At 66.5% G+C, this 18,907-nt stretch carries 20 protein-coding genes; 11 read left to right on the top strand and 9 right to left on the bottom strand.

All coding sequences use genetic code 11. The annotated features are described in order from the left end of the window. Positions 1-40 precede the first annotated feature (40 nt). Both NDO75_RS20780 and btuC read right to left on the bottom strand, forming a co-directional pair. The gene (locus NDO75_RS20780) at positions 41-1,390 is read right to left on the bottom strand and encodes a heme ABC transporter ATP-binding protein (RefSeq protein ID WP_310908530.1); all 1,350 of its coding nucleotides are present in this window, start codon (positions 1,388-1,390) and stop codon (positions 41-43) included. Beyond that, positions 1,387-2,490: a vitamin B12 ABC transporter permease BtuC gene (btuC, locus tag NDO75_RS20785; RefSeq protein WP_310908531.1), complete on the bottom strand. Its 1,104-nt coding sequence runs from the start codon at positions 2,488-2,490 to the stop codon at positions 1,387-1,389. Before btuC ends, NDO75_RS20780 begins: the two co-directional genes overlap by 4 nt. Before the next feature lie 60 nt (positions 2,491-2,550). Here btuC and NDO75_RS20790 point away from each other — a divergent pair, with 60 nt between their 5' ends. The 4 genes from NDO75_RS20790 (at position 2,551) to NDO75_RS20805 (ending at position 5,447) form a co-directional block, all read left to right on the top strand. Continuing rightward, a complete protein-coding gene (locus tag NDO75_RS20790; protein WP_310908532.1) occupies positions 2,551-3,669 on the top strand; it encodes a PGF-CTERM-anchored ABC transporter substrate-binding protein in 1,119 nt (372 codons plus the stop codon). A gap of 93 nt (positions 3,670-3,762) precedes the next feature. After that, positions 3,763-4,044 carry a signal recognition particle subunit SRP19 gene (srp19, locus tag NDO75_RS20795; protein WP_310908533.1) on the top strand — a complete coding sequence of 94 codons (282 nt, stop codon included), beginning with the start codon at positions 3,763-3,765 and terminating at the stop codon, positions 4,042-4,044. 1 nt (position 4,045) lies between these two features. Then, a complete protein-coding gene (locus NDO75_RS20800) occupies positions 4,046-4,306 on the top strand; it encodes a Gar1/Naf1 family protein (RefSeq protein WP_310908534.1) in 261 nt (86 codons plus the stop codon). Positions 4,307-4,409: 103 nt separating this feature from the next. Next, positions 4,410-5,447 carry a presenilin family intramembrane aspartyl protease PSH gene (locus tag NDO75_RS20805; RefSeq protein ID WP_310908535.1) on the top strand — a complete coding sequence of 346 codons (1,038 nt, stop codon included), beginning with the start codon at positions 4,410-4,412 and terminating at the stop codon, positions 5,445-5,447. Positions 5,448-5,471: 24 nt separating this feature from the next. Here NDO75_RS20805 and NDO75_RS20810 read toward each other — a convergent pair whose 3' ends face one another. The 3 genes from NDO75_RS20810 to cysS form a co-directional block, all read right to left on the bottom strand. Then, the gene (locus NDO75_RS20810; RefSeq protein WP_310908536.1) at positions 5,472-6,173 is read right to left on the bottom strand and encodes a DUF6517 family protein; all 702 of its coding nucleotides are present in this window, start codon (positions 6,171-6,173) and stop codon (positions 5,472-5,474) included. An 86-nt stretch (positions 6,174-6,259) separates the two neighbouring features. Further along, positions 6,260-7,390 carry an ATP-binding protein gene (locus NDO75_RS20815; RefSeq protein ID WP_310908537.1) on the bottom strand — a complete coding sequence of 377 codons (1,131 nt, stop codon included), beginning with the start codon at positions 7,388-7,390 and terminating at the stop codon, positions 6,260-6,262. A gap of 84 nt (positions 7,391-7,474) precedes the next feature. Next, a complete protein-coding gene (gene cysS / locus NDO75_RS20820) occupies positions 7,475-9,013 on the bottom strand; it encodes a cysteine--tRNA ligase (protein ID WP_310908538.1) in 1,539 nt (512 codons plus the stop codon). A gap of 151 nt (positions 9,014-9,164) precedes the next feature. Between cysS and NDO75_RS20825 the strand changes: the two genes are divergently transcribed. Both NDO75_RS20825 and NDO75_RS20830 read left to right on the top strand, forming a co-directional pair. After that, positions 9,165-9,491, top strand: coding sequence for a hypothetical protein (locus NDO75_RS20825; RefSeq protein WP_310908539.1), 327 nt, complete (start codon positions 9,165-9,167; stop codon positions 9,489-9,491). A gap of 72 nt (positions 9,492-9,563) precedes the next feature. Further along, positions 9,564-10,406 (top strand): ArsR family transcriptional regulator, encoded by an 843-nt coding sequence (locus NDO75_RS20830; protein WP_310908540.1) that lies wholly within the window; start codon positions 9,564-9,566, stop codon positions 10,404-10,406. 10 nt (positions 10,407-10,416) lie between these two features. On the opposite strand, the gene NDO75_RS20835 is transcribed toward NDO75_RS20830, so the two are convergent. Then, positions 10,417-10,977, bottom strand: coding sequence for a hypothetical protein (locus tag NDO75_RS20835; protein ID WP_310908541.1), 561 nt, complete (start codon positions 10,975-10,977; stop codon positions 10,417-10,419). A 143-nt stretch (positions 10,978-11,120) separates the two neighbouring features. Between NDO75_RS20835 and NDO75_RS20840 the strand changes: the two genes are divergently transcribed. Together NDO75_RS20840 and NDO75_RS20845 are read left to right on the top strand one after the other, a co-directional pair. After that, entirely contained in the window at positions 11,121-11,447 is a 327-nt protein-coding gene (locus NDO75_RS20840; RefSeq protein ID WP_310908542.1) for a NifU family protein, read from the top strand. 65 nt (positions 11,448-11,512) lie between these two features. Further along, the gene (locus NDO75_RS20845) at positions 11,513-11,773 is read left to right on the top strand and encodes a BolA family protein (RefSeq protein WP_310908543.1); all 261 of its coding nucleotides are present in this window, start codon (positions 11,513-11,515) and stop codon (positions 11,771-11,773) included. A gap of 1 nt (position 11,774) precedes the next feature. Here NDO75_RS20845 and NDO75_RS20850 read toward each other — a convergent pair whose 3' ends face one another. After that, on the bottom strand, positions 11,775-12,587 hold the full coding sequence (locus tag NDO75_RS20850) for an enoyl-CoA hydratase-related protein (RefSeq protein WP_310908544.1): 813 nt from the start codon (positions 12,585-12,587) through the stop codon (positions 11,775-11,777). A 117-nt stretch (positions 12,588-12,704) separates the two neighbouring features. On the opposite strand from NDO75_RS20850, the gene NDO75_RS20855 reads away from it, so the two are divergent. Both NDO75_RS20855 and NDO75_RS20860 read left to right on the top strand, forming a co-directional pair. After that, the gene (locus NDO75_RS20855; RefSeq protein ID WP_310908545.1) at positions 12,705-13,184 is read left to right on the top strand and encodes a PH domain-containing protein; all 480 of its coding nucleotides are present in this window, start codon (positions 12,705-12,707) and stop codon (positions 13,182-13,184) included. A gap of 1 nt (position 13,185) precedes the next feature. After that, positions 13,186-14,799: a PH domain-containing protein gene (locus tag NDO75_RS20860; protein WP_310908546.1), complete on the top strand. Its 1,614-nt coding sequence runs from the start codon at positions 13,186-13,188 to the stop codon at positions 14,797-14,799. Positions 14,800-14,998: 199 nt separating this feature from the next. On the opposite strand, the gene NDO75_RS20865 is transcribed toward NDO75_RS20860, so the two are convergent. Further along, positions 14,999-16,009 (bottom strand): sodium:phosphate symporter, encoded by a 1,011-nt coding sequence (locus NDO75_RS20865; protein WP_310908547.1) that lies wholly within the window; start codon positions 16,007-16,009, stop codon positions 14,999-15,001. A gap of 305 nt (positions 16,010-16,314) precedes the next feature. Between NDO75_RS20865 and NDO75_RS20870 the strand changes: the two genes are divergently transcribed. After that, positions 16,315-17,730, top strand: coding sequence for a class II fumarate hydratase (locus NDO75_RS20870; RefSeq protein WP_310908548.1), 1,416 nt, complete (start codon positions 16,315-16,317; stop codon positions 17,728-17,730). Positions 17,731-17,797: 67 nt separating this feature from the next. Here the strand turns inward: NDO75_RS20870 and NDO75_RS20875 are convergent, their stop codons facing one another. Continuing rightward, entirely contained in the window at positions 17,798-18,874 is a 1,077-nt protein-coding gene (locus NDO75_RS20875) for a hemolysin family protein (protein WP_310908549.1), read from the bottom strand. Between the last annotated feature and the right edge of the window lie 33 nt (positions 18,875-18,907).

Genomic DNA, 18,907 nt, shown 5'->3' on the forward strand with positions numbered 1-18,907 from the left:
GGCGGATTCGGTGGCCGGTGTATCGCCGTTTCGGACGCGGTCAGTCGTCGGCGTCGATCGAGTCGACCGACGACTGCGAACGCGACTGGTTCGCGTCAGCCTCGACGACTGCCTCGAGGATCGTTTCTGGCGTCGCCTCGACAGCCCGCGTTCGGCACGCGTTGTAGCGCGTTCGAGCCGCGGTTCCCGCGAAGTTGCGCTCCGCCAACGGCCGGGTTTCGACGATGGCCAGCGCCTCGGCCGACTCGAGCGCGTCGAGCATCGTCTGGTTGCCGGCACCGAGGACGAGATCCGCGAGCACGGTCACGTCGGCCTCCCGAACCAGCCGCGCGCCCTCGGCTCGGTCCTCGGACGAGAGATGCGCGAACGGCTCCGTTTCGAGCGCTGCGATCCCGAGCGACCGGGCCGTCTCGGCGGCGGCGTCGCCGCTCGAGACCGGACCGAGCGTCACCTCGACGCCCGCAGCCTCGAGCCGCGCGACGACGCCGGCCGCGGCGGCTCCGGTGCCGAGCACGTGAATGCGGTCCGGCAGCGACTCCCGTTCGCGCTCACGAGCGTCCGCCAGCGCGGTCACCGTCTCGGACCCGGTCACCGGGTTCGGCGTGACCACCGCGTTCGCGTCGAACGAATCCCCGAGCGTCTCGCTGGTCAGCACCGTCGACGGCGCGCCGTCCTCGGCGACCCGCCCGTCCGCGAGCATCACGAGCCGATCGCAGTAGCGCGCCGCCAGATCGAGGTCGTGAATCGCCGCGACCACGGTCCGCCCCTCGTCGACCAGGTCGCGGACCAGCTCGAGCGTCTCGACCTGATGATTCACGTCGAGGCTCGCCGTGGGCTCGTCGAGCAGCATGACCGGCGTCGACTGCGCGATCGCCCGCGCGAGGACGACCCGCTGGCGCTGGCCGCCGCTGACCTCGTCGATCGGTCGGTCGGCCAGTTCGGCGGTTCGGGTCCGTTCCAGGGCGCGCTCGACCGCGTCCCGATCCTCGGACGTCGGCGAAGAGAACCGCGAGCGGTGGGGGTGTCGCCCCATCTCGACCACGTCGCGAACGGGGAACGAAAACGACAGCGACGTGTCCTGCGGGACGACCGAGACGAGCCGGCTCGAGCGGCGTGAGGAGACGCCGTGGACATCGACGCCGTCGATCGTCACCGTTCCCAAGTCGGGCTCGAGCGCCCCGCTGATCGCCCGCAGCAGGGTGGTCTTCCCGGCCCCGTTGGGACCGACGAGGCCGACGAACTCGCCGGGTTCGATGGTGAGCGATACGTCTTCGAGCACCTCGAGATCGCCGAACGCGAGCGAGCAGTCGGCGACGGAAACCGTCGCTGGATCGGGGCTCGAGCGACCCTCGGTGCCGGATCGGTCGTCGATCCGATCGGGTTCGGTCATACGGCGTGCACCTCCCGGCGGGTGAGCAGGAACAGGAAGAACGGTGCGCCGAGCGCCGCCGTGACGATGCCGACGGGAACCTCGGTCGGCCCGGCCGGCCACCGCGCGAGCGTGTCGGTCGCGACCAGAAACGACGCGCCCGCGAGGGCGCTAGTCGGAAACAGAATACGGTGGTCCGGGCCGACCAACAGTCGCATGATGTGGGGGACGACGAGCCCGACGAACCCGATGACGCCAGTGACGGCGACGCCGGCGGCGGTGATCACGCTCGCGAGCGCGAGCAACAGGAGCTTGGTTCGTTCGACCTCGACGCCGAGGTGGTGTGCATCCTCTTCGCCGAGCAGGAGGACGTTTAGCTCGCGCGCGTACGCCCCCAGAACGAGCACGCCGAGAATGGCGACCGGAAGCGCGAACTCGACATCGCTCCAGCCCTTGTCTCGCAGACTTCCCATTAGCCAGACGATCGCCGCTCTGAGGCCGTCGCCGCTGTGGATGAGCATGTAGGAGATCATGGCCCCGAGGAAGGCCTGGATAGCGACCCCCGCGAGCAACAGCGTCGCGACCGGCGTGCGGCCGCCCTCGGTCGCGATCGCGTAGACGAAAAACGCGGTCACGAGCGCGCCGACGAACGCGGCGAGGTGGAGGCTATCGAAGGGGACGATGACGGGAAAGGCGATCGCCGCGACCGCACCCGCCGCGGCGCCGGACGAGACGCCGATGATCGAGGGATCGGCGAGCGGGTTTCGGAAGAACCCCTGCATCACCGTCCCCGCGGCGGCGAGCGCGAACCCGACCGTCGCCGCGAGGACGATGCGGGGGAGTCGCATCTGTGTCACGATGTACTGGTGGGTCTGCGGGACGTCGAACGAGAAGACGGACGCGTACTCGAGATCCGGCACCGGAACGGGCCAGCCGAGTACCGGCAGCGTCCCGGTTCCGATCTCGAGACCCGACGGGACGGCGATCGCGTTCAGGATCGCCATCGCGACCGTCAGCGGCTCGATCCGCACCGGTCCGAGCGCGGCGCTCCCCACGACGACGGCGACGAGCAGCGCTCCGAGGCCCGTCGACCACGCCGCTGTCCGGACCGATCGGTCCATACACGCAACCTCGCTTGTAGTAGACAAATATTTGTTGAAGTGGGGAGCAGATCGTACACGATGAAACAGCAACTCACCGTTTTGCTAACCGTATTACTGACAGTCTCGGCGATCGGCCCCGCCGCAGCCACCGCGGGCGCTGCGACGGGAACCGCCACACAGGACTCGAACGTACAGTGTGAGTACCCGCTCACGATGACCGACGCGACCGGCGAGGAGGTCACGATCGAGAGCGAACCGCAGTCGGTCGTGACGCTCTATCCGGGTGACGCGCAACTCGCCTACTCCATCGGTGCCGAGGGGAAGGTCGTCGGAATGCCCGTTAGCAAGTACACCGAATCGCTCGAGGCCGGTGACCGAACGGACATCACCGCGGACGACGGCGTCACGCCGGTCGCGGAGGAGATCGTTTCGCTGAATCCGGACGTCGTCCTCGCCGCGAACGTCGCCACGTACGAACAGGATCTCCTCGACACGCTCGAGGACGCCGGCATTACGGTCGTCGTCCTCGACACCGCGAACTCGTTCGACGACGTTCGCGAGAACGTCCGGGTGACCGGCCAGGTGACCGGTCACTGTGAGGGTGCCGAGGAGACGATCCAGTGGATGAACGAACGACTCGAGGTCTTCGAGAACGCGCTCGAGGACGAGGAGAAGCCACTCGCCTACTACGCCAGCGGCTCCGACGGCGCGACCTTCGGCTCGGAGACATTCCAGCACGACGTGTTGACCACGGCGGGGCTCACGAACCTCGCTGCCGAGGTCGGCCAGACGGGCTGGGTGCAGATGAACTCGGAAGTCGTCGTGAACGAGAACCCCGAGTGGATCGTCTACCCCGATCGAACGGAGTCGCCGCCGATGGCGGGGAGCCTCCAGGCGACGACCGCTATGCAGCAGAACAACACGATCGCCGTCGACGATAACGCGATGAGCCAACCCGGCCCCAACGTCGTCTACGCGATCGAAGCGATCGTCGAGCAAGTCCACCCCGAGGTGTACGCCGAGATCGAGGGCGACCTCGAGGCCGTCGACGAGGAGTACAGCGACGACGGGAACACGACGAGCAACGAGTCGACCGACGAAGAGAGCGGCGGTGAGAGCGCCATCCCCGGATTCGGCGTCCCCGCCGCCGCCGTCGCCCTGCTGGCTGCCGCCGGGTTCGTCGCGCGCCGACGATGACCTGCTGATCCAGCGCTACTTTTTCCAGCACTTCGTTCGACGCGCCGTCTCGCTTTGAAAAGCGTTTACTCGCCTGACCACTCAGGAAAGCGCATGGTCGAGAACGTCATCTGGCCCGCGTATCTCGATGCGACCCTCTCGCGGGCCGAGGGACGACGCGTGTCGGAGGATCTGGCCGTCGAGGAACCCACGGTCGACGAGATCGCGAAGGCCGTCCAGCAGATCGGGTACGACGCCACGATCGAGCGGGACAAGGCCTACTCGCGAGAGCACTGGGCCGACCGCGGCCGGGTCGTCGTCCGCGGGGCCGACGACTCGTCGAAGAACGACCTCGTGCAAGCCGTCGCGGCGTACGTCGTCGCGATGCGCGAGTGAGATGCGCCGGGTCGGCGCAGTCGTCCGTACCGCACAGGGGCTCGCCGTCCTGCGCGCGGACGAGACGGACGACGATGGCGGCGCGGACGATATCGACAGCCACCGCGACGAGATCGGGACGATGGTCTTAGACGACAACCTCGAGGAGGTGGGCCGCGTCGTCGACGTTTTCGGCCCCGTCTCACAGCCCTATCTGGCGGTAACGCCGGACGACGGCGTGCATTTGCCGTCGCTGGTCGGGGCGACGCTGTACGCGCGGTAACGCGGTGTCACCGCGGCCGGCGGCCGCAACGTGATCGTGACCGCCTCTTTGCGGTGCGACCGGAGTGGAAAAACCAATACGAGCGGGGTGCAAACGCCGCGCCATGAACGATCGGACTCGGGTCCTCGCCGCCGTGGGACTGACGGTACTGCTGTTTCTCGGCGTCCAGCTCGGTTCGCTGGCACTGGTCGACCCCTTCACGGAATCCGGCCGGCAGGCCGTCGAGAACCCGCAGAACCCGACTAACAGTATCCTCTACGTCGGAATCATGCTCGTGGCGACCGGATTCATGCTCGCGGCGTTCAAGTACGACCTTGATTCGCTCATCAGGCTCCTGCTCGTGGGCGTTAGCGTGATGATCTCGTGGTACGTCTTCGCCGAACTCGTCCCGCCGCTGGTCTCGCCGTTCGCCTCCGAGGGGGTCGCGAGCGGGCTCGCGATCGCCGCCTCGCTGGCCGTCGGGGCCGCGCTCTTGCTCTATCCCGAGTGGTACGTCATCGACAGTGCCGGGGTGTTGATGGGTGCCGGTGCGGCCGCGCTGTTCGGAATCAGTTTCGGCCTCCTGCCGGCCATCCTCCTCCTCGCGGTACTGGCGGTCTACGACGCCATCAGCGTCTACGGCACCGAACACATGCTCGACCTCGCCGAGGGCGTGATGGACCTCAAGATTCCCGTCGTCTTCGTCGTCCCGACGACGCTCTCGTACTCCTACCTCGCGGCCGGCAGTACCGACGACGTGCTCGAGAACGACGGCGGCCAACCGGCCGGTGAGACCGCGAGCAGCGCCGACGATGTGGCCGACGCAGCGGCGTCGGACCCGAACGACGATTCGAGTTCGGACGCCCTCGAGCGCGACGCCCTGTTCATCGGCCTCGGCGACGCCGTCATTCCGACGGTGCTCGTCGCCAGCGCGGCCTCGTTCCTCGACGTCGACACGCTCGCGGTCCCGATGCTCGCGCTGAACCTGCCCGCGCTCGGCGCGCTGCTCGGGACGATCGCCGGGCTCCTCGTTCTCATGCACATGGTCCTCAAGGGCCGTGCACACGCCGGTCTGCCGCTGCTCAACGGTGGCGCGATCGGTGGCTACCTGCTCGGCGCACTCGCGAGCGGGCTCTCGATCACCACCGCGATCGGACTCTGACCTGCGACCGAGCGGCCGTCTCTTCTATCCGCCGTCTCCGCCATCGTTCTCGTCGACGATCTCGATATCGATGTCGTCGTACTGCTCGAGCCCCCCAACGAGGGTGTCGACCCGCTCCTGTTCGGACTCTCCCCCGAGGAGATCCTCGACCGGGTAGATGGCGGCGATCACGTCGTGGTCGTCCTCGTGATCGCGCCGGGCGAGGTCGATCCGGACGGCGATCTCGGCCTCCCCCTGCAGGGTCGCGGTGCCTTCGTACGACTGGAACGAGAACCGCTGTCCCAGCGCCTGTAGCGCCCGGCCACCGACCGCCCGGTCGATCTCGAACCCCTCGTAGTGGTTCTGAACGCGGTTCGCGAGGTTTCGTCTCGAGAGGTCGCTTACGGGATTGACCGTCTCGCCGCCGGCGGTGACTTGCGGTACTGCGAGCACGGCGAACACGCCCGCTTTCACCGCGTCCCCGCCGAAGCGTTCGGTCGGTAGTTCGATGGCCCGATCGTAGACGCTGACGTAGCTCGTCACCTCGACGTCCTCGCCGCCGACGCGTTCCGTCCCGACCCGCTCTCTGGTCCCCTGATACTCGTAGCCGGCCGTCGCGGCCGCGTCTTCGGAGACCCGCGCCGGCGTCGCCGAAGCCGTCGTCGCCCCGCCGGCGTCGCTGAGGCAGCCGGCAGCCGTACCGATGCCGGCGGCCGCGAGCGTACGGACGAACTGCCGTCGATCCATTCACCGAAGCCGACCAGACTCGAGGAAATAAGCGCCGCGGTGGTTGTCACTCTCTGATGTCCGTCAGGGCGCCTGCCACGCCAGCGTTAGCGTTCGAGCATCGATACGCCCCGAATCTCGAACCGAGCGCCGCCGTCGCGTCCGCCCGTCGCGTCGATCGACCAGCCGTGTGCGTCAGTGACTTCGCGAACGATCGCCAGCCCGAACCCGGAGCCGCCGTCGGACGAGTACCCCGACTCGAACACCTGCTCGCGCTGATCGGCCGGGATTCCCGGGCCGTCGTCCTCGACGTAGAAGCCGTCGGCCACGTCTTCGAGACCCGCCCCATCGGTGACCGGCCGCTCGAGCGGATTCGACCGCGTCGCATGCTCGACATCCGCGTCGGCAGCGGTCGCCGCTTCGAGCGCTCCGATCTCGATGTGGACGTTCTCGCCCGCGTGCTCGACGGCGTTGCGGAAGAGATTCTCGAAGAGGTGGCTCACGAGCGTCGGATCCGCGCGGATCGCGACGTCGTCGACCACCGACACCGTCGCCGCCCCCGTCCGGACGTGTGCCCACGCGGTATCGACCGTGCTCGCGAGCGGGAGCAGTTCGGTCTCCTCGACCCGATCGGTCGAGACGAGGACCAGCGCGTCCTCGATGATCGACTCCATACGCTCGAGCGACGAGCGCAGCGAACTGCGATCACCGCCCGCACCATCGAGATCGACGTCGTCGTCCGACTCGAGCATCTCGGCCTGGGCCAGCGCCACCGCCAGCGGGTTGCGCAGGTCGTGCGAGAGGAGTTTCGCGAACCCCTCCATACGCTCGGCCTGGTCGCGGTTCTGCTGCTCGAGCTGTCGGCGTTCGGTGATATCGACGTGCATGACGAGCACGAATCGCTCGCCATCGTGAGCGTAGGGCGTCGCCCGCATCATGAACCAGCGATCGCGCTCGGGCGTATGACAGGGGTACTCGAGCGAGAACTCGTCGCGGTCGCCGGCCGCGACCGCGCGGATGCCGCGTGCGGTCTCTGGAGCGTCTGCGTCGTCGCTGGCTTCGCAGACGTCAAAGTAGTTGCTCCCGACGCCGCCGGTCGTTTCGGGTAACCCCTGTGAGTCGCCGAAGGTGTCCCACGACTCGTTCGTGTAGACGATCGTTCCGGCCCTGTCGAGGATCGCCACGTGAGCGGGCATGGCGTCGAACCCGGCGGCGACGAACGAGTCGGAATCAGTCATTGCGAGATAGAGGTACGCCACCCATTTGAACGGGCTGGCCAACGAACTGTCACGATCACCGGGACGACCGCGCTCGCTCGCCGCTCACTCGCCCGACGGCAGCCGGTAGGTCGCCCCCTCGTCCGTGTCCTGCACTTCGACGCCGAGCGCCGCGAGCTCGTCGCGTAACTCGTCGGCCCGCTCGTAGTTGCCGGCCTCGCGCTCCCGCTCGCGCACCTCGAGGACGAGATCGATCACGTCGCCGGCGAGTCCCGCGGAGCCCGTCGTGTCTCCCGTAAAGGAGAGGCCGAGCACGCCGCCGAGTTCCTCGAGCGTTTCGATCGCGAGCCGAAGCCCGCGGTAATCGTAGCTCGCCGCGCCGTCTTCGGCACTCGCGTCGCTCTCGCCGTCGGCGTCGACCGACTCGAGGTGGCGGTTGATCGCCGTGACGACCGACAGCAGCGCCGACTGCGCTTCTCGGGTATTGAAGTCGTCGTCCATCGCAGTCGCGAACGCCTCGCGCGCACCGTCGACCTCGTCGCGGAGGGTTCCGTCCTCGGCCTTCGAACTCGCTGCAGGCGAATCGAGGGCGTCGACGGCTGCCTCGTAGCCCCGTTCCAGACGGTCCCAGCGCTCCTCGGCCTCGGCGATCGTCTCGTCGGAGTAGAGCTGTTTGCTGTTGTACGACCCCGCGGTCAGGAAGGTCCGCACGACGTTCGTCCCCCACTGATCGATCGCGTCGTCGACCGTGACGAAGTTGCCCAGACTCGAGGACATTTTCTCGTCGTCCATCTGGAAGAGTTCGCAGTGGAGCCAGTACTTCGCGAACTGGTGGTCCGTCGCGGCTTCGGACTGGGCGATTTCGTTTTCGTGATGGGGAAAGACCAGGTCCCGGCCGCCGACGTGGACGTCGAGCGTCTCGCCGAGGTGGGTCATGCTCATCGCCGAGCACTCGATGTGCCAGCCGGGACGGCCCTCGCCCCACGGCGAGTCCCACGTGAGAGACGTCTCGCAGGCGTCCTCGGCGGGTGCCGCGCCCTCGTGGCGGTGCTCTTCGATCGCGTCGGGGTCGACGCCGCCGGCCTTCCAGAGCGCGAAGTCCGCCGGATTGCGCTTTTCGGAGCGCTCGTCGGGGTCGCCCTGGGATTCGATCTCGTCGAGCTCCTGGTTCGAGAGCTTGCCGTAGTCGTCGAAGCTGGTCACGTCGAAGTAGACCGAGCCGTTCGACTCGTAGGCGTAGCCCTTCTGGATCAAGGTTTCGACGAGATCGATAATCTCGGGGACGTGCTCGGAGACGCGCGGGTAGACCTCCGTCCGCAGGAGGTTCAGCGAGCGCATGTCATCGATCGTCCGCTGGATGTAGCTCTCGGCGACTTCGCTCTCGCTGTCGCCGAGGTCGTCCTCGCCGACGCGGGCGACGATCTTCTCGTTGACGTCGGTGAAGTTCTCGACGTGACGTACGCCGTAGCCTCGATGCTCGAGCCAGCGGTGCATGACGTCGACGTGGACCCACGACCGCGCGTGGCCCAGGTGGGGCGGATCGGAGACCGTCAGGCCACAGTAGTAGAGCAAGACGTTTTCGGGATCCTGCGGCTCGAACGGCTCCTTCTCGCCCGTCAACGTATTCGTCACGTGCAGGGTCATTCTGATTGTGCCCGCTTCGCTCGGCCGAAAGTTAAACGATGTGATGCCACTCGAACGGCGCTGTTCGTCGCAGACGCGAGCCGAGCGAAACGTTTGGACGGATTCGTCAGAACCCCTTTTTCCGTACCGATGGACGGTTCGACCGCAAACGATGCACACCGACGCCGCTCTCGCCGTCGCCCTCCGCGATGACGACACGACGACCGCCACGGGTAACTGGGAATCGGTCCAGCGACGACGCCGACTCCTCGACGTTCTCGAGGTCAGCACCGACGAGATGTCCGTCGGCGAACTGGTCGACACGCTCGCGGCCGATGACGCGGAACGGCTGGACGCCGACCGGCTCCACGTCCGACTCGTTCACGTCGATCTCCCTCTGCTCGAGGACGCAGGAGAGATCACGTACGATTCGGACTGTGATGCGGTGTGGCCCACCGACGACCGAAACCGTCGATCGACCGCGACCGACAGTGACTGATCGGTTCGACGGGGCCGCGCACCGATTGGTTAGGCCCTAGCAACTAAGTACTGGATTACGGAACAGACTCCCATGGACACCCACGAGGACGAGGTGATCCGTCTCCTCGCCGAGCGGCGAAATCGGGCCATTCTGTCGGTCCTCAACGACGCCGCACGGTCGCTCACCGTCACCGAACTCGTCCAACGGCTCATCGCGAGCGAGACGGTCGAGAGCGATGCTGCGACCGACGAGACCGATTACCAGCGGGAGAAGCTATCGCTCCATCATACGGAGCTACCCCGGCTCGACGAGGTCGGCCTGATCGACTACGATCCCGAGGCGAACGTCGTATCGTACGAAACGTATCCGTCGGTCAGCGCCGAGTGGCTAGAACTCGAGATGATCGACGAACTGCTCTCGTGTTTCGAATCGGCCGCGACCGACGACACCGTCGGCGTGATCGAGGGCCGCGAAGACGTGATCGAGTACGGACGATATCTCGTCGAGGAAGCCGACGAGGAACTGTTTTGCATGTTCGTCGGTGCTGACCTCTTCGAAGACGAGTGCGTTCGAAGCGCGCAGAACGCGATCGAACGCGGCGTCGCTGTCTCGATGGGGACCCACGATCCGGCCGTCCGTGAACTCGCGCGGACACGACTGCCGGAGGCGACGGTCTGGGAACCGCAACTCGACTGGTTGAACGACGGCGGCGAGCAACCGACGGTCGGTCGCATCGTCTTCGCGGATCGCGAACAGCTCATGATCGCCCTCGTAGACGACACGGCTCCCGACGGAACCGCGGAGCGGGCGATCGTCGGTGACGGTGCGAACAATCCCTTGATCGTTCTCGTTCGCGAGCTACTGGGACCGCGCCTCGATCACCTCGATTATCAGAGCGAAGACCTGCTGGACGCGCTGCCGTTCGAACCGTAACGAGTCCGGTTCAGTCACCCCGTACGCCCACACGCTCGAGCACTCCCTCGGCCGCCCGGAGCGCGTTCGCCCCCTCCCGCCGCCCGACGACGAGCACCATCGTTCCGTCCGCAACGGCCGCCGCGTCCGGCGAAATATCCTCGAGCGAGAGCCGTGCGAGCACGTCGGCGAGCGCGGCCGTATCCACGTCGCCGGTCGCGACGATCGCGGTTCTGTCGCCGCCACAGGGACCGAACGCCGTGCCGCTGACTGCGACGAGCGCCTCGGTGGCCGCTGTCGCGGCGGTATCCTCAGCCTCACTCCCGTGCCCGTCTCTCCCCCCGCTCCCGCCCTCGTCTTGTTCGAGCGGCCCGATTCCACTCTCCATCCGGACGCGAACCGAACGAGAGTCGGTCTCGTAGGTCGGCAACTCGTCGGCGTACCGGCGCAGCGCCGTCGCGATCGCGTCCGGGTCGCCGTCGACGTCGAGATACCGGGCGGCGGCGGTGTAGTTGACGACGCCGGCCCGCAGCGCGGTCCGGAGGAACGGGTTCCGGTCGACCGCTCGGCGCGTCTCGGCTGCCAGTGACATATCCGAAGCGGCGTCTCGAACCGGTATAAAGTCGCCGTCATCGGAGACGGAGCCGACGGGCGGATTCGAATCGGCCAGTGGCGGCCCGAGGAGAGAATCGATTCGGCCGACAGTATATACCGCTTCGGTCCCTCGTGGCAGCCATGAGCGAGTCCGAGCCCGAAGGGTCCCCCGAAGACGCGGTCCGCGAAGAGGTTTCGCTGTTCCTCCGACGGAACTTCCCGCAGATCGAACTGCACGGCGGCGACTCCTCGATCACCGACCTCGATCTCGAGGAGCGGCGCGTCTCGATCAACCTGAGCGGCGCGTGCGACGGGTGTGGCGTCAGTTCGATGACGACCCAGGCGATCCAGCAGCGGTTGCCGGCCGAGATCGACGCGATCGATCACGTCTCCGTCAGCACCGGCTTCGACGGGCTCGCCGGGGAAGGATCCTCGGACCGGAACATATCTGACGACGTCCCCTTCTGAGCGACGCCGCTGCATTCGCTGCCGAGACCGCGGCGCTTTTGCCGCGAGCGGCGCACTCAACGAGTATGAAGCCAGCAGCCGTCGAGGAACTCATCGAATCGAATCTGGAGGAGTGCGAGGCCACGGTCACCCACGCGCGCGACGAACACGACGAAGACCACCTCGCCGCGACGGTCGTCTCGCCGGCCTTCGAGGGGCTGCCGCTGGTCCAGCAACACCAGAAGGTGTACGACAGCCTCGGCGAGCACATGACGACCGACATCCACGCCCTCGAGCTGTCGACCTACACGCCCGCGGAGTACGACGACCTCGAGGCGGATCGGTAGCTCACTTCTCCGGCCACTCGTCGGCGGCGAGGGGCTCGCCCTCGAGGAAGGCTGCGATGCCCTCGTTCGCGTCGTCGGTCGTACAGAGGGCCGCGAACCGTTCGTTCGAGTACTCGAGGGCCTCGTCGTACTCCATTTCGACCATCTCGTAGAACGCCTCCTTGCCCAACTGGACCGCCATCGGACTCTTCGAGGCGATCGTTTCGGCGAGTTCCATCGCTGCGTCGAGGTGCTCGCCTTCGGGAGCGATCCGATTGATGAGCCCCCACTGGTGGGCCGTCTCGGCGTCGATCAACTCGCCGGTCAGGATCAACTCGAGACAGCGCTTTCTGGTGAGCGCCTTCATCAGCGGCACGGCCGGACCCATGCAGAACAGGCCGACTTTCGGTGCCGTGGCGCCGAACTGCGTTCCCTCGGCAGCCACGGCGAGGTCGCAGGCCGCGACCAGCCCGATCCCGTTGGCGGCCGCGTGGCCGTGGGCCGCGGCGATCACGGGCGTCCGCATCTCCGTCAGGGTGTGAAACGGTTCCTCCATCCGCGTCACCCACTCCTCGTACTCGTCTTCGGCCCCGTGATCGCCGTGTTCGGAGAGGTCGATCCCGGCGGAGAAGGTCTCACCCGCCCCGTGAACGACGATCGCTCGCACCTCGGAGTCCTCGTCTAACGCGCGGAGCGCTTCGTCGAGGTCTTGCGCGAGGCCGGTGCTGAACGTGTTCATCGCCTCGGGTCGGGTGAGCGCGATCCGGCCGACGTGACCGTCGCGGCTGCTCTCGACGTTTTCCCACTGGCCGGTACTGGATACATCAGAAGCCATATTCGAGTGGTTCGTCAGGCGCAGTGATAAACGTCACCACAGGCCGATCGCGTTGCCGCAAGCGAGCCGCCTCGATCGAACCGTAGCTTTATCCACCACCCCTGACACGTTAGGCGCATGGAATCCCTCCATCCCCGCATCAGACTGCTCTGGATCGCCCGCGGGGCGGTCGTCGCGATCGTTCTCGGCGTCGTCCTCGCCGCCGCCGACCAGTTCGCCGAGGTCGGTCAGTGGCGGGTCGACGTCCCGATGTCGGTGATCGTCGGCGTCGTCGCGCTCGGACTCGTCCTCGGTGCCGTCTACGCCCTTCGGCTGTACCATGTCTGGCGGTTCGAACTCCAGGACGATGCGCTCTACCTCGAGCGCGGCGTCGTCACCTTCGTCGAGACAGCCGTCCCGTTCGTCCGCGTCCAGCACGTCGACACCCAGTTCGGCCCGATCGAACGGGCACTCGGCCTCTCGAGCGTCGTGGTTTATACGGCCGGTTCGCGGAACGCCGACGTTCGCATTCCGGGGCTGACGCCCGACCGGGCGCGGAGTCTACAGGACACGCTTCGGGAACTGGCCGTCGAGAGCGAGGCCGAGGACGCCGTCTAATATGAAGCGCCTCCATCCGCTCAGCGCGGTGACGCAGGCGCTCCAGCGCGGCGTCACCGGGCTCTCGCTCCCGTTTTTCCTCATGGCGATCGGCGGCATCGTCGGTCTCGACAGTGAGCAACTCGTCGACTGGCTATTCCTGCTCGCCCCGATCGGCTTCGTCGTCGGCGTCGCCTACGGCATCGCGTACTACTACCGATTCACCTACGAGCTCACCGCGAGTACGTTCGACGTCACCTCCGGCGTCCTCTCGCGGCGCTCCCGCGAGATCCCCTACCGACGCATCCAGAACGTCGACGTCTCCCAGAGCGTCTTCCAACGGCTCCTCGGGCTCTCCGTCGTCTCGATCGAGACCGCCGGCGGTGGCCAGACGGAGGCCACGCTGAACTACGTCAGCGAGGCCGAGGCCGAGCGCCTTCGCACCGATATCCGCCGGCTGACGGCGAAGAAGGACGGTGAGGAACGCGTTGACGAACGGGCGGATCCGGCGACCGGAACCGACGCGGCCACCGACCTCGGCGAGACGCAACGGCGCGAGCGAGCTCGAGCAGAGGCCGGCCCGATCCGCCTGTTCGAGCTGGAGTTTCGAGAACTCCTCGTCTACGCCCTGACCTCGTTCCGGTGGGGCGCGGCGGTGTTCCCGGTCATGCTCCTGTTCTTCGTGCAGGGTGCCGACTCCGGCGCTGGGCCGGTTCCCGAGTTCCTCCTGCTGGCCGCCGAACCGTTCGGCGGCCCGGAGGCGGTCGACAGTGCTGCCGTCGGCCAGTTGCTGGTTCTGGCAGTGACCGCCACGATCCAGTGGATAGCAGCCACGTACGTCGCGAGCGCGATCTACACCGTCGCGAACTACTACGGCTTCCGACTCGGACGGGCGGGCGACGACTTCGTCTACGAGCGGGGACTGGTCCAGCGCTACAGCGGATCGATCCCCGTCGAGAAGGTCCAGTCGGTCTCCGTCACCGAGAACCCGCTCCAGCGGCTGGTCGGCTACGCCGGCCTCTGGGTCGAAACGGCGGGCTACGGCCCCGACAGAAGTAGCGGCAGCCAGTCGGCCGTGCCGCTGGCCGAAACCGATCGCGTCTATCGGTTCGCCGAGAACCTCACCGGCGTCGAGACGCCCCAGTTCCGGAGCCCGCCGCGGCTGGCCCGCCGGCGATATCTCGCACGATATTCCATCGTCGCGGTCGCCGTCGTCGCCGCCGCGTTCGGGCTCGCCGAGGTCTCGGCCTTCGACCGATGGTACCTCACGGCCATCGTCTTCGTCGCGGTACCGCCCGCTGCACACCTCAAGTACGCCAATCTGGGCTATTTCGTGGGCGACGACCACCTCGTGATCCGCAGCGGCTTCTGGAAGCGCCGCACGACCGTCATCCCCTACTACCGAGTCCAGACGGTCTCGACGCGTCGATCGATCTTCCAGCGGCGGCTCGGACTCGCCTCGCTGGCCGTCGACACCGCCAGCTCGCGCACCTTCGCCTGGGGGTCGCCGACGATCTACGACGTCGACCTCGAGACGGCCCGCGACGTTCACGGCACGGGCCGAGAGCGCCTCCAGTCGGCCCTGCGCGAGCGCGCTCGAGCGGACGATATCGGGCTTTCGGTTGACTTCACTTGATCGCACCCGACACGCCGTCTGGGTGCCCACTGTCCGACGCGGAGCCGATCGGTCACGGCTCGAGCCGGTCGGGGAACGGTCTCCGCGGCGAACGGCTGCGACGATGTCGGTCGCGCTATCGTTCCCAGTCGGATTTCGCCCGTTCCGAGCCGATTCGTCCTATCCCGTCCCGAAGACGAACTGCAGGGAGAGCGGCGAATCACGGGAATACGATGAGCAACATCGGAACGAGCAGCAGCGAGAGGAGGACGAAGACGAAGTAGACTCGCTCCTCGACGATCGAATTTTGAGTCCTGACGATGAGACGGCTATACGGCGCGTAGAACACGAGCGCGACCACTGACATGACGGAGCCGATGGCCACCAGGACGAGGACGATCCGCACGCCGACGGACGTGTTCAGCGCGATCGCGACGATGAGCGTATCGACCAGCGTCCCGATGTTCGCGCCCAGCACGAACGGCATGATCTCATTCCGTTTGACGTGCCCTCGGTTGTAGAGCGGAACGATCACGCCGAGCGAGAACGCGACGCTCGTCGTGATTCCCGTCACGACGAGCCCGAGTCCGAACGAGATCCACTTGTTCTGTAACCTCGAGACGTATCGCCGACGTAACCGCTGTTCGTCGAGGCCGTCGAGCACGCGATCGAACAGCCGGCGGCTCAAGAGGATACAGCCGATGGCCAGGAGAAACGCGATCCCGGCCCCGACGGAGTCGATGATCGCCTCGGCGACGACCGATATCACGTCCGGGAGCGTGACCTCGAGGTCGGGAAGCACTTGACTGGATCCCTCTCCCGCCCGAACCGCCGGCATCGCGACGTATCCCAGCACCATCGTTGGTAGGTAGATCGAGTGGGTGAGCAGGAAGGTGAGCAGCCCGAAGCTCATCGACTCGCGAAGCGATTCGATCTCCTCGTTCAGGTAGTCGAACGCCCCGATAAAGACGACGACGGCCGCACCGCCGAGCCGGGAACCGACGATCATCAGGAACAGTTGCGAGGGGAGAACGAGTTCCGAGTTGAAGAGGGAAAGCGAAAGGGCGGCGACGATCGACCCGTTGGCTAACACGTACGAGGCGAGCCAGCTGAGGCCGAGGGCCGATCCATCGTCGACGACGATCCGGTTCAGCACTCCTCTGAGAGACGGTGTGAGCGCGTCCGTCGCCGATCCCAACAATCGTATCGCGAAGAGAAACAGTGCCACCATCGCGACGACCTGTATCGCGATTACCAGCGACGAGCCTTCTGGCAGCCATCTGTTACTGGTTTCCCGACTAATCTTCCTCCACCCGGGCTCACGGTACGTGCCAGGTTGGGTAAAGTATTGTTCAGGTTTCGATGAAAATGAGATATCGAATGTCTCCGTTCCGCGTACGCCGATTCGATCGCGAAGGGAGCGGGTCGGCTCGTCGCCGAAGGCCGAATCGGTTCCGTTCGGCTTCGAACGAGCGCGCGGAGCCGACGTATCGGGCTTTCGGTGGATTTTACCTGACCGGTCCCGACGCTCCGCGTATGGCAGACGGAGACGACTACCGAATCGAGGAGGACAGTCTCGGCGAGATGCAGGTGCCCGCGGACGCCTACTGGGGGGCCCAGACCCAGCGCGCGATCCAGAACTTCCCGATCTCGGGGATCACGTTCAGCCGCCGGTTCGTCCGCGCGCTCGGCGTCGTCAAGAAGGCCGCCGCGCAGGCCAACCGAGACCTCGAGCTCGTCGACGAGGACGTCGCCGAGGCGATCATCGAGGCCGCCGACGAGGTCATCGCCGGCGAGCACGACGAGCAGTTCCCGGTCGACGTCTTCCAGACCGGTTCCGGTACGTCGTCGAACATGAACGCCAACGAGGTCATCGCCAACCGCGCCGCCGAGCTCATGGGCAGCGAGATCGGCGACCGCGTCGTCCACCCCAACGACCACGTCAACTACGGGCAGTCCTCCAACGACGTCATCCCGACCGCGATGCACGTCGCCTCCCTCGAAGCGGTGGAGAAAGACGTCATCCCCGCCCTCGACACCCTCCGCGAGGCCTTAGAGGAGAAAGAGGAGGAGTTCGACGACGTCGTCAAGACCGGCCGCACGCACCTGCAGGACGCGACGCCGGTCACGCTGGGCCAGGAGTTCGGCGGCTACCGCACGCAGGTCGAGAAGGGGCTCGCCCGCGTCGACACGGTCCGGAACCACCTCGGCGAACTCGCACTCGGCGGCACGGCGACCGGGACCGGGCTGAACACCCACCCCGAGTTCCCCGGCCGCGCCGCGGAGTACATCACGAAGGAGACCGGCGTCCAGTTCCGCGAGGCCGACAACCACTTCGAGGCCCAGGCCGCCCACGACGCGATGAGCGAGACCCACGGGGCGCTTCGAACGGTGGCCGGCTCGCTGAACAAGATCGCCAACGATCTTCGACTATTGGCCTCCGGCCCGCGAAACGGCCTCGGCGAGATCGAACAGCCCGAGAACCAGCCCGGGTCCTCGATCATGCCCGGCAAGATCAACCCCGTCGTCGCCGAAGCCGTCAACCAGGTCCACAAGCAGGTCGTCGGCAACGACGCCGCCGTCTCCGCCGGCGCGGCCGAGGGCCAGATCGACCTCAACCTCTACAAGCCCGTGCTGGCCCACAACTTCCTCGAGTCGGCCGAACTCATCTCGAACGCGAGCCAGGTCTTCGGCGAGCGGTTCGTCCGCAAACTCGAGGCCAACGAGGAGTACTGCGAAGAGCGCGTCGAACAGTCGATGGCGATGGCCACCTCGCTGAACGTCCACATCGGCTACGACAAGGCCAGCGAGGTCGCCAAGACCGCGCTCAAGGAGGGCAAGACCGTTCGGGAAGTGGTACTCGAGAAAGGGTACTTAGACGAGGAGGAGGCCGACGAGGTGCTCGACCCCCGGAAGATGACCGAGCGCGGCATCCTCGGACAGGACGACTGAGCCGGCCAACTTCTCGGTTTCTCTTTTCGACGATAGATGTGCCCCGTTCTCGTACCGACCGTCGGGATCAGCGGTCGATCGGATCGATCCGTCCTTCGTCGAGCGGGTCCTCGATGTCGCCCATCACCTCCTCGAGCAGGTCGGTGACGGTCACCAGTCCGACGACCTCTCCGTCCTCGATCACGAGCGCGAGCTCCTGGTTTTCCGCCTGAAACTGGTCGACCGCGTCGCTGACGTCCGTGTCGGGAGAGAGCGTCATCGGCGGCGCTGCCAGTTCGGCGAAGTCGATATCGCCCTCGGCCAACGCTTCGCGGTGCCTGACGAAAACCGGCGTGTAGACGATCCCCCGGAAGTCGGTCATCGTCTCGCCGACGAGCGGATACCGCGTCTGCGGCCGGTCCTCCATCTTCCGGAAGTTCTCCTCGGGGCCGTCCGCCGTCGAGAGCGCGACGATCTCCTCGGGCGGCACCATCAGTTCGCTGATCGACTGCTCGCCGATCTGGAACGCGTTCATCACCTCTTCGCGCCGCTCTTCGGGAAGTTCGCCTTCCTCGAGGACCGACCCGAGCTTGTTCCGGAGGTCGGCGCGGGATTCGATTACGTCCTCTTCGGTCTCGAGCCACGCGCCGGTCATCTCGATTCCGAACAGCTTGAGCGTCCACTTCGCGATGCTGTCGCCGAGGGTGATGAGCGGCGAGATGATCCAGTTGAACCAGTACAGCGGTGTCGCGCCGTACCGACAGACCATCCGCGAGCGCTCGACGCCGAGGTACGTCGGGGTCTGCTCGCCGTGGGTCAGGTGGACGAGGTTGATGATCAGGAAGGCGAGGATGGCCCCGCTGCCGATCGTCGCCAGCGCCGTGTTCGCGAAGAACGGCTCGAAGATGGCCGCCAGCGCCGGCTCGGCGACGATCCCGACGGCGATGCTCGAGGCCGTGATGCCGACTTGGCACGTCGTGAGGTAGATCTCGAGGTTGTCGGTCATCTCCCAGGCCCGCTCGAGGGCGGGGGTACCGTCGACGAACTCCTCCTCGGTGAACTGCCGCGCTCGAGTCAACGCGAACTCGATGGCGACGAAGAAGCCGTTCGTCACGATGAGCAGGACGCCTGCGATCAGTCGACCGGTGATGACGAGCGGATCCATTACTCCATTCGTTCTCTCTATGGACACAAATTA

This window comes from Natrinema sp. 1APR25-10V2 (assembly GCF_031626495.1).
In the GTDB taxonomy this organism is placed as follows: Archaea; Halobacteriota; Halobacteria; order Halobacteriales; family Natrialbaceae; genus Natrinema.

What these genes read in the sequence shown, in the direction of transcription:
- NDO75_RS20810 (WP_310908536.1), bottom strand. Translation starts at nt 6,173, where the DNA reads ATGGATCGACGGCAGTTCGTCCGTACGCTCGCGGCCGCCGGCATCGGT.
- NDO75_RS20830 (WP_310908540.1), top strand. Translation starts at nt 9,564, where the DNA reads ATGGACACCCACGAGGACGAGGTGATCCGTCTCCTCGCCGAGCGGCGA.
- NDO75_RS20825 (WP_310908539.1), top strand. Translation starts at nt 9,165, where the DNA reads ATGCACACCGACGCCGCTCTCGCCGTCGCCCTCCGCGATGACGACACG.
- NDO75_RS20790 (WP_310908532.1), top strand. Translation starts at nt 2,551, where the DNA reads ATGAAACAGCAACTCACCGTTTTGCTAACCGTATTACTGACAGTCTCG.
- NDO75_RS20865 (WP_310908547.1), bottom strand. Translation starts at nt 16,009, where the DNA reads ATGGTGGCACTGTTTCTCTTCGCGATACGATTGTTGGGATCGGCGACG.
- NDO75_RS20840 (WP_310908542.1), top strand. Translation starts at nt 11,121, where the DNA reads ATGAGCGAGTCCGAGCCCGAAGGGTCCCCCGAAGACGCGGTCCGCGAA.
- NDO75_RS20780 (WP_310908530.1), bottom strand. Translation starts at nt 1,390, where the DNA reads ATGACCGAACCCGATCGGATCGACGACCGATCCGGCACCGAGGGTCGC.
- NDO75_RS20875 (WP_310908549.1), bottom strand. Translation starts at nt 18,874, where the DNA reads ATGGATCCGCTCGTCATCACCGGTCGACTGATCGCAGGCGTCCTGCTC.
- NDO75_RS20800 (WP_310908534.1), top strand. Translation starts at nt 4,046, where the DNA reads ATGCGCCGGGTCGGCGCAGTCGTCCGTACCGCACAGGGGCTCGCCGTC.
- NDO75_RS20835 (WP_310908541.1), bottom strand. Translation starts at nt 10,977, where the DNA reads ATGTCACTGGCAGCCGAGACGCGCCGAGCGGTCGACCGGAACCCGTTC.
- NDO75_RS20845 (WP_310908543.1), top strand. Translation starts at nt 11,513, where the DNA reads ATGAAGCCAGCAGCCGTCGAGGAACTCATCGAATCGAATCTGGAGGAG.
- NDO75_RS20870 (WP_310908548.1), top strand. Translation starts at nt 16,315, where the DNA reads ATGGCAGACGGAGACGACTACCGAATCGAGGAGGACAGTCTCGGCGAG.
- srp19 (WP_310908533.1), top strand. Translation starts at nt 3,763, where the DNA reads ATGGTCGAGAACGTCATCTGGCCCGCGTATCTCGATGCGACCCTCTCG.
- NDO75_RS20850 (WP_310908544.1), bottom strand. Translation starts at nt 12,587, where the DNA reads ATGGCTTCTGATGTATCCAGTACCGGCCAGTGGGAAAACGTCGAGAGC.
- NDO75_RS20860 (WP_310908546.1), top strand. Translation starts at nt 13,186, where the DNA reads ATGAAGCGCCTCCATCCGCTCAGCGCGGTGACGCAGGCGCTCCAGCGC.
- NDO75_RS20805 (WP_310908535.1), top strand. Translation starts at nt 4,410, where the DNA reads ATGAACGATCGGACTCGGGTCCTCGCCGCCGTGGGACTGACGGTACTG.
- cysS (WP_310908538.1), bottom strand. Translation starts at nt 9,013, where the DNA reads ATGACCCTGCACGTGACGAATACGTTGACGGGCGAGAAGGAGCCGTTC.
- NDO75_RS20855 (WP_310908545.1), top strand. Translation starts at nt 12,705, where the DNA reads ATGGAATCCCTCCATCCCCGCATCAGACTGCTCTGGATCGCCCGCGGG.
- btuC (WP_310908531.1), bottom strand. Translation starts at nt 2,490, where the DNA reads ATGGACCGATCGGTCCGGACAGCGGCGTGGTCGACGGGCCTCGGAGCG.
- NDO75_RS20815 (WP_310908537.1), bottom strand. Translation starts at nt 7,390, where the DNA reads ATGACTGATTCCGACTCGTTCGTCGCCGCCGGGTTCGACGCCATGCCC.